Here is a 12050-nt window from a genome sequence, read left to right as displayed (position 1 = left end):
GCCGGACGGTCCGGGGCGTACCGACATCGCATCCGGGGGGACGATGTGACCATCGCCGACGTCGTCGTGGTCGTGGAGGCCCAACACTCCACTTCGGGGCTCCGCCCGGTCACCGTCGCCGCGGATCTCGGTCACGACGTGGTCTTCCTGACCGACACCCCGGACCGGTACGTCGACCTGCCCACCTTCGCCGCCGTCACGGCCGCTGCCGGGGTGGAGGTGGCCGTCGGCGCCACCGGGGACACCGAGGGCCTGCTCGCCACCGTCGGGTCGGTGACCCGGGGCCGCCGGCTGCGCGGGATCTACACGAACTGCGACTACAACCTACCGGTCGTCGCCGCAGCGGCCCGGAAACTGGGCCTGCCCGGGCTCGACCCGGACGCCGCCCTGCGGGCCCGCGACAAGCTGGTCAGCCGGCAGGTGTTCGCCGCCGCCGGGGTGCCCTGCCCGCGCTTCGTGCACGCGGTCACCGCCGCCGACGCCCGGGCCGCCGTCGCCGACCTCGGGCTGCCCTGCGTGGTCAAACCGATGACCGAGTCGGCGAGTACCGGCGTGCGACTGTGTCACACCGTCGAGGACGTGCTGGCGCACCACGGGACGATCTCCGCCGTGCGGTACGACGCACGCGGCCAACGGCGCCCACCCGGTGCGCTGGTCGAGGAGTACTGCCTCGGGTACGAGGTCAGTGTCGAGACGGTGACGGTCGACGGGGCGGTCACCGTGCTCGGGGTGACCGACAAGCTGCTCGGCCCGCACCCGTACTTCGCCGAGCTGGGCGACACCTTCCCCTCCCTGCTGCCGGAGCCGGTCGTCGCCGCGCTGGCGGAGACCGCCACCGCCGCACTGCGCGCCGTCGGCCACGACTTCGGTGCCGCGCACACCGAGGTCAAGATGACCGCCGACGGTCCCCGGGTCATCGAGGTCAACGCCCGGCTCGGTGGCGCCGAGATCGCCACCGAGATCGAGGCGGCCCTCGGCGTGCCGGTGCTCCGCGAGGTGGTCCGGATGCACCTCGGGGAGCAGCCGCAGCTCACCCCGACCCGCCGCCGGGGCGCGGCGACCCGCTACCTCATGCCGCCCGCCGCCGGCCGGGTCACCGCCGTGCACGGCGTCGCGCTCGCCGGGCGGATACCGGGCGTCACCGACGTCGAGGTACGGCTCGCACCCGGTGCCGTGGTGGGCGCGCCCACCAGCAACCACCAGCTCTACGGCCACGTGGTGGCGACCGCGCAGACCCCCGCCGAGGCGGCCCGCCGGGCGGACACCGCCGCCAACCAGATCTCCCTCCAGGTGGAGAACGCGCACTGACGATCGACGAACGGAGAGCTGTTCCGATGGCACAACCCAGGGAAGGCACGTACCGGGTCATCGACATCCCCGCACCGGCCCCGGAGGTCCTCGCCGAGTTCGCGCAGTTGCCGTTCGACCCGTACACCGGGGGCCGGCAGCGGTACCGGCGCTTCTCGCAGTACCGGTTGTCGTTCGACCACGCGGCGGACACCTGGCGGATGGTGTTGCTGCCGCACCGCCCGTTCCTGCAACCCCGCCGGGTCAACGGTCTCGTCGGCGGCGTGCAGCGGCACTTCGAGCCCCTGCGGATCGACCCGGGCCCGCAGATCATCGCGGGTGCGCAGGCGCTCGACCTGGACCGCGACCGCGACTGGCAGATCAACGTGCACCAGTGCCGGGTGGTGACCAGCCCGGAGATCGCCGGTGTCTCGGTGCCGGAGGGGCCGCACCGCGACGGCCACCAGTACGGCATGCTCGCCGTCTTCGACCGGCACAACATCACCGGCGGCGAGAACGAGCTGATGCCGGTCGGTGGCGGGGAACCGTTCTTCCGGGTGACCCTGCAACCCAACCAGGCCCTGGTCTACGCCGACGGTGCGATGTGGCACAACGCCACCGACATCGTCGCCGCCGACGGCACCCGGGGCCACCGTGACCTGTGGATCGTCGCCTTCAACGAGTGGGCCAACCGCAAGTACGGCGAGGAGTTCGAGCGGGCCGCGCTGGCCGGCGACGGCGCGGCGGCCGTACCACAGGGCGTGTCGTGATGACGGCCGGGCAGGACGCGTTCAGCCGGGCGTCGCTGCGGCAGGTGTCCGAGACCTGGGGCACCCCCGTCTACGTGTTCTCCCCGGACCGGTTGCGGGCCAACGTCGAGCGGCTGGCCGCAGCCCTGGCCCCGGCCCGGGTCCTCTTCTCGCTGAAGACCAACTACCTGCCGGCGGTCACCGCGACGCTGCGCGCCGCCGGTACCGGCGTGGACGTGGTGTCCGGGTACGAGCTGCGGGCCGCCCTCGACGCCGGTTTCCCGGCGGACCGGATCGTGTTCAACGGGCCGGTGAAGACCGCCACGGAGCTGCGCGACGCGGTGGACCACGGGGTCTTCGTCAACATCGACGGTGAGGACGAGATCGCGATCCTGGGCCAGCTCGCCGCCGAGCGGGGCGTGACGGTACCGGTCGGGCTGCGGGTCTTCCCGCCCGAGGACGTCTACCCGCCCGCCGACCGGTACCCGCCCGGCGCCGCCTACCCGCCGGCCGGGGCCCGACCGCTGCGCCGCAACCCGTCGAAGTTCGGTTGGCCGATCGCCACCGGTGACGCCGACCGGATGGTCGACGCGATCCTGGCCCGGCCCGAGCTGCGACTGACCGGGGTGCACTGCCACCTCGGCTCGCAGATCACCCGCGCCGACGCGCTGCTGGCCGCGATGGACTCGTTGCTGGCCTGGGTGGCCCGGACCCGGCCCCGGGCCCCGATCGACCGGATCAACATCGGCGGTGGGTTCGGGGTGCCCGGCATCCAGCGCATCAAGGGCGCCGTCGCCGGGCTCAGCGAGGTCACCGCCGCCCGCGCCGAGCCCGCCCCGGAGCCGTTCTCCGTCACCGCGTTCGGCGCCGGCCTGACCGAGCTGCTGCGGACGTACGACCTGACCGGCCTGCGGGTGGAGTGCGAGCCCGGCCGGGCGCTGGTCTCCGACGCGATGGTCCTGGTGACCCGGGTGGTGGGCGTGAAACGGACCGGGCAGGGCACCTGGGTCCTCCTCGACGGCGGGCTGAACCTGCTGCCCACCGCCGGGGTGGCCGAACGGCACCGGTTCGAACTGCTGCGCGACGGCGCGCCGGACGAACCGGTGATGCTCGGCGGACCACTGTGCTACGAGGGCGACGTGTTCTCCCTCGACGTCCCGCTCCCCGGTGACGTGCGTACCGGGGACGTGGTGGTGGTCCACGACGCCGGGGCGTACAGCGTGACCCGGGCGACCAGTTTCAACCGTCCCCGGGTGCCCGTGGTGTCGGTCTCCGGCGGGCAGGGCACGCTCTGCTGGCGGGGCGAGCGGTACGAGGACATCTTCCGGTTCGCCGTGACGCCCGCCGTCCACACCCAGGAACCCGTCTGATGCCGCCGTCCGTAGCGCCACGCCGTACCATCGCGGTCTGGGCCGCGCCCCGGTCGGTCTCCACCGCCTTCGAGCGGACCTTCGCCAACCGGGCGGACACCACCGCCGTGCACGAGCCCTTCACCGACTGCTACTACTTCGGCCGGGACCGCCGCTCGGACCGGTACGGGGAGCAGGCACACAAGGTTGACCGGGACGGCCGGTGGGCGACGGCGCAGATCGACGGTAGCCAAGGTCCGGTGGTGTTCGTCAAGGACCTGGCCTTCCAGGCCGAGCCCTACCTGTCCGACGACTACCTGGCCGGCATCACCAACACCTTCATCCTCCGGCACCCGGCCACGGTGCTGGCCTCGTTGCGGCCACTCAAACCGGACTTCACCGAGGACGAGTTCGGGTTCCTCGCCCTCGGGCGGCTGTGGCGGCGGGTGCACGCGCTCGGCCAGTCCCCGGTCGTCGTGGAGGGCGACACGTTCCGCAGCCGACCGGCGGCTGTCCTGGCCGCCTACTGCGACCGGGTGGGCCTGGCGTTCGACCCGCGCATGCTGCACTGGGACGACGGGCGGATCCGGCCCTGGTCACCCGACGAGCAGGAGTCGCAGGCCAAGTGGCACGCGACCCTGGAGAGCAGCACCCGTATCCTGCCGCCGGCCACCCGCCCACCGGTACCCGTACCGGCCGGGCTCCGTCCGGCCTACGACCGGGCGGTGCGGATCTACGAGGAACTCTGCGACGCCCGGGTACGCCGCCCGATCGTCGCGTAGCTCACCCCGGCGACGGTGGCCAGCACGGCCACCCCGATCCACAGCACACTCTCGCCGTACCGTTCCCGCACCGGCAGCCCGATCCCGGGGGCCAGTGCCCCGCCGAGCCAGATGCTGGCCGTGACCACCCCCAGGTAGGTGCCCTGCCGCCCGGGCGGAGCGATCGCCACCGCCAGATCGTCGCTCACCGGTCCCCACACGAGGTCACCCAGCATGAACAGCACGATCAGCACCAGCAGCACGGGGAGGTCCACCGTGCCGAGCAGCACCAGGAACGCGCCCCCCATCAGGGCCACCCCCGCGACCAGCCGGAACACCGACGGTACCGGCGCCAACCAGCGGGTGACCCGCAGTTGGAGCAGCACCACCATGGCCGGACCCAGCCCGTAGAGCAGTCCCCAGGTGGCGGGGGAGATGCCGTACGACTGGGTCAGCACGATCGGCAGGACCAGCTCGTAGGTGTACATCACCGTCCACGCGGCGGTGGTGGCGAACAGGACCACCCACAGTCGGGGGTCCCGCAGGGCCGCACCGGCACCGGGCCGGTCGGTCGTCGCACCGGCTTCCGGCCGCCCCGGGGCGACCCGCAGACCCAGCAGCAGCGAGCACCCGAACAGCACCGCCAGCCCCAGGTGCAGTGCCCACCAGTCCGCCTGGAGCAGCGCCGCGCCGGCCAGCGGACCGGCCAGCGCACCGAGGTTGACCACCAGGCGGTACCCGGCGAACGCCGCCTCCCGCCGGTCGGCGGCGGCGGCCCGGACCAGCGCGGTCCGCTGCGCCACGCCGCGTACCGGCTGGGTGGAGGTGACCACGACCAGCAGGACGGCGGCGGCCGGGACGCCCAGCCCCGGGATGAGCAGCGCCAGGCAGGCGGCGGTCTGCACGGCGGCGCCCACGGCGATCACCGGGCGGGGCCCGTACCGGTCACTGGCCCGGCCGCCGAGGTAGCCGCCGACGATCCCGCCGATCCCGGCCACCACGTACGCCAGCGCGGCCGTACCGGCCGGGGCGTGCAACTCGGTGGTCAACCACGGACCGAAGAAGATGCCGAACAGACCCAGCGCGGTGAAGTTCACCAGGATCGACGTGAGAATGGGGCGCAGCGGGCCGGGGATCTCGTCACCCACCACCCGCTCGACAACCGATCCCAGTGGACGCACCAGCCGAGTAAAGCGGGCCGGGCGGGACAGCGCCAGCCCGGCAGCAGGGGGACGACCGTGACCGTGACCGTGACCGTGACACAGACCAGCCGGGTGGCCGACCTCGACCCGGCGCGGTGGGACGCCACAGTGGAGCCCGGCGGTTTCTACGGCGCCGTACCCTGGTTGACCGTCGCCGAGGCCACCGCCGACCTGGCACCCGTCCACCTGGTGGCCGAGGCGACCGGCGTTCCCGGGCCGGCGACCGCCACCCTGGCCTGCTATCCGGTGGCGACGACCTCACCGTTCCCGCTGTGCCGTGCCGACGTCGTCACCGGGTCGCCCGACGAGCCGATGCCGAGCCTGTTCTGCGGCGGACGCCATCCGGCGCACACCCGGATCAACGCGGCCGGAACGGATCCCGCCACCCGGGCCCGGCTCACCGACGCCCTGCTGGCCCGGGCCGAGCGGCTCGCCGTCGACCGGGGAATGCGGTCGGTGGGCATGCTCTACGTCGACGCCGACGACGCGGTGACCCGGCAGGTGCTCACCGGGCGCGGGTACCGCATCCGGTGCCACGCCACCGCCGCCCTGCTGGCCGTACCCGACACCGGGCTGGCCGGGTACCTCGACGGACTGCGCTCCAAGACCCGGATCATGGTCAAGCGGGAGATCAGCCGGCTCGCCGACGCCGGACTGGGCGTGACCGTGCACCCGGTCACCGCCGAGGTCCAGGACGACCTGGCCCGGTTCGAGACGGCCCTGACCGACCGGTACGGCGGCGCGTTCGACCCGCAGGCCACCCGCCGACTCCGGGAGACCATCGCCACGCACCTGCCCGGCACGGCCCGGGTGGCCTTCGCGGACCTGTCCGGGCGGCGCTGCGGGTCGCTGCTGTTCTTCCACTGGCGGGACGAGCTGTACGCCCGGACCGCCGGGTTCGACTACCCGGTCAAGGGTGACCTGCCGGTCTACTTCGGGCTGCTGTTCTACTGGCTGATCGACCACGCCCACTCGCTCGGGGTCCGCACGATCTACTACTCCACGGGGGCGGACCGGGCGAAACGCTCCCGGGGCTGCCGGCTGGTCGGGCAGGACGCCTTCGTCAAACCGCTGCGGTAGCTGCGGCAGACCCCGGAACCGCTGCCTGTCGAGCTGCTCCGTCCGTGCCAGCACGGTGTCCCAGGGCACCGGGACGGCAACAGCCGTGTCGCGCTCGGATGGTTCCGGGGTCAGCCGTCCACGCCGCAGTCGCTCGCCTCCCGGACGTCCACGACCCGCGACGGCTGCGTACGCTCGCGGCCGTCGAACGGCAGGTCGGGGACGAGACGCAGACCGTCGACCTCGTGCACCCCCAGGTTGTCGTTCAGCCAGGTGGTGGCGTTCTCCCGGAACACGAACCGCAGGTAGGAATGGGGCCGTGGCCCGTCGAAGGGCGCATCGATCCGCACTGTCGAACACGGCGGCAGTTCGTGCCAGGCGTCCCAGGAGTACCGGGCGATGTCGTCCCGGTCGCCGCCGTCCAGGTAGTCCACGTACAGCGCCAGCAGGTGAACCGGGACGGGCGAGCGGTTCTGCATGACGATCGTCAGGCTCGGCCCCTCGGCCGCCACGTCGTCGAACCACGCGGAGACCCGGGTGGCGTAGCGGCTCTTCTCGCGTTGGTTCTGGGCGTGCTGGCCGCTGAGCGCCACGACCACCGCGACCACCGAGATCAGCAGGGACGCGACGGCGCCGAAGGCCTGCAACCACTCCGCCGCGCTGGGCCGCGCCATCCAGGTGCGCACCGCCCCGGCGAGCCCTGCCCCTCGGCGTTGCCCGGGCCGGACGTCGTCGGCGGTGCCCCTGTCCGGCGTGCCACTCGACGCGGACGGTGGGACGAGCAGGCCGCTTCGCGTGGTGCGCCACCCGTCGGGCGTGATGGGCAATCCGGCTCCCGGTGGAGGGGTCAGTCGCGCTCAGTCTGCCAGGCCCGAACACGTCGGGGCGACCGGTGACCGCGCGCCCGACACCGGGGCAGAGCGACCGCCCGGTTGCCGGGCGCGCTCAGTGCCGGGTCGCCGTGCCGGCCCGACCGGTCCCGACGTCCGCCGCGTCCGCGACGGGGTCGCCGTTGCGCGGCTCCGGGCCGTCGACGGCCGGCCCGGCCGTCGCGGGCAGGTCGAGGCTGGAGCGCAGGGTGACCGGGCGCAGCAGCAGTGCAGCGATCACGCCGACCAGCGCGATGGCGGCGGAGATGAAGAAGATGTGACCGGTGGCGTCGCCGTACGCGGCCCGGACGATCTCCTGCACCGGGCCGGGCAGCGCGTCGAGGTTGAGGCTGCTGCCCGCCCCGCCGCTGCCGGAGGCGGGTACGCCGGCGGCGGCGAGGTCGCGGGTGATCTGGTCGGAGACCCGGCGGGCGAGGACGGCGCCGAGTACGGAGACGCCGATGGTGCCGCCGAGGGACCGGAAGAACGCGACCGTGGAACTGGCGGCGCCGATGTCCCGCAGGGGCACGGTGTTCTGCACGGCGAGGACGAGGTTCTGCATGGTCATGCCGACGCCGGTGCCGACCAGGAACATCGCCGTACCCACGAACCACAGCGGGGTCTCGTGGTCGATGGTGCCGAGGACGGCGAAGCCGACGACCAGGACCACGGCGCCGACGACGATGTACGGCTTGACCCGGCCACTCCGGGTGATCATGCGCCCGGAGACGATCGAGGAGCCGAGGACACCGGCCATCATCGGGATGGTGAGCAGACCGGCCTCGGTGGGGCTGTAGCCCCGGCCGATCTGGAAGTACTGGCCGAGGAAGACAGCCCCGCCGAACATGGCCATGCCGACGGCGAGACTGCCGAGGATCGCCAGGGCGGTGGTGTGCTGGCGGACGATGCCCAGCGGCACCACCGGTTCGGCGGCCCGTGCCTCGACGACGACGGCCAGGGCGAGCAGGAGCACCGACCCGCCGACCATGGCGGCGGTCTGCCAGGACAGCCAGGCGAACGAGCTGTCGACGAAGGAGATCCAGACGAGCAGCACGCTCACCCCGGCGGCGATGAGCAGGGCGCCCAGGTAGTCGATCTGCACGTTGTCGCGGCGGGTGGTGGGCAGGTGCAGGGTGGCCTGGAGGATGACCAGTGCGATGGCGGCGACCGGTACCCCGACGAAGAAGCACCACCGCCAGCCGAGCCAGGAGGTGTCGACGATGAGGCCGCCGAGCAGCGGGCCGCCGACGGTGGCGACGGCCATGACGGCACCGAGGTACCCGTTGTACCGGCCGCGCTCGCGGGGCGGGATCATCGCGGCGATGGCGACCTGGACGAGGGCCTGGAGGCCGCCGACCCCGATGCCCTGGAAGGCGCGGGCGGCGATGAGCTGACCGGCGGTCTGCGACAGGCCGGCGACCACCGAGCCCACCAGGAAGACGACGATGGCGATCTGTACCAGGGTCTTCTTGTGGAACAGGTCGGCCAGTTTGCCCCAGATCGGGGTGGTCGCGGTGGCCGTCAGCAGGGTCGCGGTGACGACCCAGGTGTACTGCGTCTGGGAGCCGTCGAGCGCACCGATGATGTTCGGCAGGGCGATCGAGACGACCGTGCCGCTGAGCATCGCGACGAAGAGCACCAGCAGCAGCCCGCTGAGCGCCTCCAAGGTCTGCCGGTGGGTCATCGCCTGCGCACCGGGGGGCGCGGTGGTGGTGGGTGCGCTCATCGCGCCGCCTCCAGGTCGTCGTGGTGTCGGAGAGTGCCCTCGATGTCGCGGGTGAACCGGTCGAGGGCGTGGGCGAGCGCGCCGACCTCGTCGGGGGTCCAGTCGGCCAGGGCCCGGCCGAGCACCTCGCCGTACCAGTCGTAGGTCTCGACCAGGGCGGCCCGGCCGGCCGGGGTCACCGCCAGGATGGCGGCGCGGCGGTCGGTGGGGTCGGTGCGCCGCTCCACCAGGCCGTGCGCGACCAGCCAGGTCACCGCGCGACTGATGGTGGACTGGTCCAGGCCGGTGCGGTCGGTGAGATCGCGGGCATGGCACCCCTCGCGTAGTTTGTCCAGTTCCAGCAGCATGCCGACCATGCCGGCCGGGATCCCGGGCCGCTCGTGCACCCGGTGCTGCTTGATCAGTCGGATGCCTCTGACCAGGGCGTGCAGCCGGATGCCGAGTTCGTTGACGCTGGCCTGCACCGTCGCCTCCTCCGCTGCCGATGGATGCCGCATGCAAGGATTCCCGCAATCTTGCCCAGTGCGCAAGTTTTCTCAGTGAGAACTGAATCACCTGCCCGTACCCTGTAGCCGTGGACGACAGCACGGGGTTGCGGGAGCGCAAGAAGGCGGCCACCCGTCTCGCCCTGCACGAGGCGGCCCTGCGACTCGCCGTCGAACGGGGCTGGGACCGGGTCACCGTCGAGGCGATCGCCGACGCGGCGAACGTCTCCCGACGGACGTTCTCGAACTACTTCTCCAGCAAGGAGGAGGCGCTCTTCCACGGCGACGCCGTGCGGCTGCGCCGGACACTGCACCTCATCCGCGAACAGCCGGCCGACGCGGCGCCCTGGACGGTACTGACCCGGGCCGCCGAGCAGCTCACCGCCGAGATGTACGGCGACGTCGACCCGTCCTGGCTCGCCCGACGCCAGCAGCTACGCGGACACCCCAGCGTGGTCGCGCACCAGGCCGCCGCGTACACCGCCGTCGAGCGGGAGCTGGTCGCCGAACTCGCCCACCGGCTCACCGGCCCCGACGTCGCCCTGCGGTCCCGTGTCCTGGCGGCGACCTTCCTGGCCGTCGTCCGGGTCGCCGTCCAGCACTGGATCGACCACCCGGACCGGCCGCTACCCGACGCGGTACGCATGGCACTGACCGAAGCCACGCCCCTGGCGGCGGCCGAATACTAGCCGGCCGGGACCCGTCGGTGCGTCGGCTGTCTACTGTGCGCGTATGGCCCGACTGACGCCCGAGCGGCTCGCCCAGACCCGGATCATCTCCGCCGAGGCGGTGCTCCGCAACGAGATCGACCTCCGGCAGTACCCGTACCGGCATCTCGCCGTGCTGGCCCACCGGGGGCTGACCGGCAGCGGGGTCACCGAGTTGATGACGGCGGTCGACTGTCTCGCCCACTACTTCGGCTGGGAACTGGTCAGCGTCAGCACCGTGAACAACGCGGCCGGGCTGTACGCGTTCCTGCGGCTGCCCCCGCCGGTACCGCCGTCGGCGTAGCAGCCGGTGCTACCGTGCCGCCGGGGCCCACGCTCCATCACCAGCGACGGGTGACGCGGGTGTCGCAGCATCTCTCCGAGTGGGTCGACCACGACCCGACCCGTACGGACGCGATGGTGTACCTGTACGTCTCGGACGCCGACGCGCTGCACGCCGAGTGGATCGCGGCGGGCGTCGACGGACGCCTCGCTGCGCCGGTGCGGCACCTCGATCACCCGCGTCGTGGGCGCGCGACGCTGCCCCTCGGCCGTGGAGCAGATCAGGGATCGGGTTTCCCGAGGGCGGGCGGTGCCCCGCCGACGCCACCGGGCCGGCGGGGCACCTCAGGATCAGGTCAGCGGGTCCATGTACAGCAGCCGCAGGCCGTTGACGACGGTGGCCTGAGCCAGCAGGTACGCCTTGACCTGTGCCGGGGGCCAGGTGGGATTGTTCTGCAGGACCCGGGCGGCAGCCCCGGCCACGTGCGGCGCGGCCATCGACGTACCGCTGAGGGTGTTGGTGGCGGCGTCACCGCTGTACCACGCCGACGGGATGCTCAGGCCCGGGGCGTACATGTCCACGCAGGAACCCCAGTTGGAGAAGGGGGCGCGGGTGTCGCTGCTCGTGGTGGCGCCCACCCGGATCGCGGTACCGACCGCCTGGGGTGAGGTGTTGCAGGCGTCCGTGCCGCTGCTGCCGGCGGCGACCACGTAGGTCACCCCGTCCAGGATCGAGTTCGCCACCGCCGTGTTCAGCGAGGTGTTGAGCGCACCGCCGAGGCTCATGTTCGCCACGGCCGGCTGACCGAACTGGTGCTGGGCGGTCACCCAGTTGACCCCGGCGACGACCCCGGCGATGGTACCGCTGCCGAGGCAGTCGAGGACCCGTACGGCGACCAACCGGGCCTGCTTCGCCACCCCGAACCGGGTGCCGCCGGCGATGCCGGCGACGTGGGTGCCGTGCCCGTTGCAGTCGTCGGCGGGCAGGGCGCCGTCGACCGCGTCGTATCCGCCCACCGCCCGCCCGGCGAACTCGGTGTGGGTGGTGCGGATGCCGGTGTCGATGATGTACGTGGTGGGTCCGGCACCGGTGCTGACGAAGCTGTAGGTGCCGCTCAGGGGCAGGGTCCGCTGGTCGATGCGGTCCAGGTTCCACGGGGCGCCGGTCTGGGTGGTGTATGCCCGTACGGTGTGGTTCTGCTCGACGTAGGCGACCGCCGGGTCGGCGGCGAGGCGTCGGGCCGCCCGCTCGGACAGCCGCGCCTCGAATCCGTTGAGCGCGTGGCCGTACCGGTGTCCGACGCGGGCGCCGTACCGGTCGGCGAGGGTGTCGGCCAGGGCGCTCACGGCGGTGCTCCGGGTGCCGGCCGGACCGCCGACGGTGCGGTCCTTGACGACGACGAGGTAGCTGCCGGCGACGGCGGTGGCACCGCCGGCCCGCAGGATCTCACCCGTCGGTGGGGCTGCGGCGGCCGGACCGCCGGTCGTGGCGGCGACCGTCGCCGAGGCCACGAGCAGGCCGAGGGCGGCGAATCGGGTTCGGTGGGGGCGGGGGAGTCTCATGGGATCCGGTC

General features: G+C 72.9%; 12 protein-coding genes. 7 read left to right on the top strand and 5 right to left on the bottom strand.

Annotated features, from left to right (window positions below):
- Positions 1-45: 45 nt before the first annotated feature.
- The 4 genes from GSF22_RS04425 to GSF22_RS04410 are packed head-to-tail and all read left to right on the top strand — an operon-like array spanning position 46 to position 4167.
- Positions 46-1308 carry an ATP-grasp domain-containing protein gene (locus GSF22_RS04425; RefSeq protein ID WP_208811441.1) on the top strand — a complete coding sequence of 421 codons (1263 nt, stop codon included), beginning with the start codon at positions 46-48 and terminating at the stop codon, positions 1306-1308.
- A gap of 26 nt (positions 1309-1334) precedes the next feature.
- A complete protein-coding gene (locus GSF22_RS04420; protein WP_208811440.1) occupies positions 1335-2057 on the top strand; it encodes a 2OG-Fe dioxygenase family protein in 723 nt (240 codons plus the stop codon).
- The gene (locus GSF22_RS04415; protein WP_208811439.1) at positions 2057-3406 is read left to right on the top strand and encodes a diaminopimelate decarboxylase family protein; all 1350 of its coding nucleotides are present in this window, start codon (positions 2057-2059) and stop codon (positions 3404-3406) included. Before GSF22_RS04420 ends, GSF22_RS04415 begins: the two co-directional genes overlap by 1 nt.
- A complete protein-coding gene (locus GSF22_RS04410; RefSeq protein ID WP_208811438.1) occupies positions 3406-4167 on the top strand; it encodes a hypothetical protein in 762 nt (253 codons plus the stop codon). Before GSF22_RS04415 ends, GSF22_RS04410 begins: the two co-directional genes overlap by 1 nt.
- Here the strand turns inward: GSF22_RS04410 and GSF22_RS04405 are convergent.
- Positions 4119-5327 carry an MFS transporter gene (locus GSF22_RS04405; RefSeq protein ID WP_208811437.1) on the bottom strand — a complete coding sequence of 403 codons (1209 nt, stop codon included), beginning with the start codon at positions 5325-5327 and terminating at the stop codon, positions 4119-4121. The two genes, GSF22_RS04410 and GSF22_RS04405, sit on opposite strands and share 49 nt — an antisense overlap.
- 69 nt (positions 5328-5396) lie before the next feature.
- Between GSF22_RS04405 and GSF22_RS04400 the strand changes: the two genes are divergently transcribed.
- Positions 5397-6428: a GNAT family N-acetyltransferase gene (locus GSF22_RS04400; protein WP_208811436.1), complete on the top strand. Its 1032-nt coding sequence runs from the start codon at positions 5397-5399 to the stop codon at positions 6426-6428.
- Between the two features lie 110 nt (positions 6429-6538).
- Here the strand turns inward: GSF22_RS04400 and GSF22_RS04395 are convergent, their stop codons facing one another.
- From GSF22_RS04395 to GSF22_RS04385, 3 genes are all read right to left on the bottom strand, one after another.
- Entirely contained in the window at positions 6539-7081 is a 543-nt protein-coding gene (locus GSF22_RS04395) for a hypothetical protein (RefSeq protein ID WP_208811435.1), read from the bottom strand.
- A gap of 271 nt (positions 7082-7352) precedes the next feature.
- Complete coding sequence (locus tag GSF22_RS04390) at positions 7353-9002, bottom strand: MDR family MFS transporter (RefSeq protein WP_208811434.1); 1650 nt, start codon at positions 9000-9002, stop codon at positions 7353-7355.
- Complete coding sequence (locus GSF22_RS04385) at positions 8999-9499, bottom strand: MarR family winged helix-turn-helix transcriptional regulator (protein WP_208811433.1); 501 nt, start codon at positions 9497-9499, stop codon at positions 8999-9001. Before GSF22_RS04385 ends, GSF22_RS04390 begins: the two co-directional genes overlap by 4 nt.
- Before the next feature lie 77 nt (positions 9500-9576).
- Between GSF22_RS04385 and GSF22_RS04380 the strand changes: the two genes are divergently transcribed.
- Together GSF22_RS04380 and GSF22_RS04375 are read left to right on the top strand one after the other, a co-directional pair.
- Positions 9577-10176: a TetR/AcrR family transcriptional regulator gene (locus GSF22_RS04380; protein WP_208811432.1), complete on the top strand. Its 600-nt coding sequence runs from the start codon at positions 9577-9579 to the stop codon at positions 10174-10176.
- A 43-nt stretch (positions 10177-10219) separates the two neighbouring features.
- Positions 10220-10498: a hypothetical protein gene (locus GSF22_RS04375; RefSeq protein ID WP_208811431.1), complete on the top strand. Its 279-nt coding sequence runs from the start codon at positions 10220-10222 to the stop codon at positions 10496-10498.
- Between the two features lie 329 nt (positions 10499-10827).
- On the opposite strand, the gene GSF22_RS04370 is transcribed toward GSF22_RS04375, so the two are convergent.
- A partial coding sequence (locus GSF22_RS04370; RefSeq protein WP_439957740.1) for a S8 family peptidase occupies positions 10828-12050 on the bottom strand: 1223 nt, incomplete at its 5' end.

The sequence above is a fragment of the Micromonospora echinofusca genome, assembly GCF_017614955.1.
GTDB classification, from domain to species: Bacteria; Actinomycetota; Actinomycetes; order Mycobacteriales; family Micromonosporaceae; genus Micromonospora; species Micromonospora echinofusca_A.
Note: the sequence above shows the minus strand (reverse complement) of the source record. Positions and strands in the feature narration are given on the sequence as shown.

What these genes read in the sequence shown, in the direction of transcription:
- GSF22_RS04420 (WP_208811440.1), top strand. Translation starts at nt 1,335, where the DNA reads ATGGCACAACCCAGGGAAGGCACGTACCGGGTCATCGACATCCCCGCA.
- GSF22_RS04415 (WP_208811439.1), top strand. Translation starts at nt 2,057, where the DNA reads ATGACGGCCGGGCAGGACGCGTTCAGCCGGGCGTCGCTGCGGCAGGTG.
- GSF22_RS04410 (WP_208811438.1), top strand. Translation starts at nt 3,406, where the DNA reads ATGCCGCCGTCCGTAGCGCCACGCCGTACCATCGCGGTCTGGGCCGCG.
- GSF22_RS04395 (WP_208811435.1), bottom strand. Translation starts at nt 7,081, where the DNA reads ATGGCGCGGCCCAGCGCGGCGGAGTGGTTGCAGGCCTTCGGCGCCGTC.
- GSF22_RS04390 (WP_208811434.1), bottom strand. Translation starts at nt 9,002, where the DNA reads ATGAGCGCACCCACCACCACCGCGCCCCCCGGTGCGCAGGCGATGACC.
- GSF22_RS04385 (WP_208811433.1), bottom strand. Translation starts at nt 9,499, where the DNA reads ATGCGGCATCCATCGGCAGCGGAGGAGGCGACGGTGCAGGCCAGCGTC.
- GSF22_RS04375 (WP_208811431.1), top strand. Translation starts at nt 10,220, where the DNA reads ATGGCCCGACTGACGCCCGAGCGGCTCGCCCAGACCCGGATCATCTCC.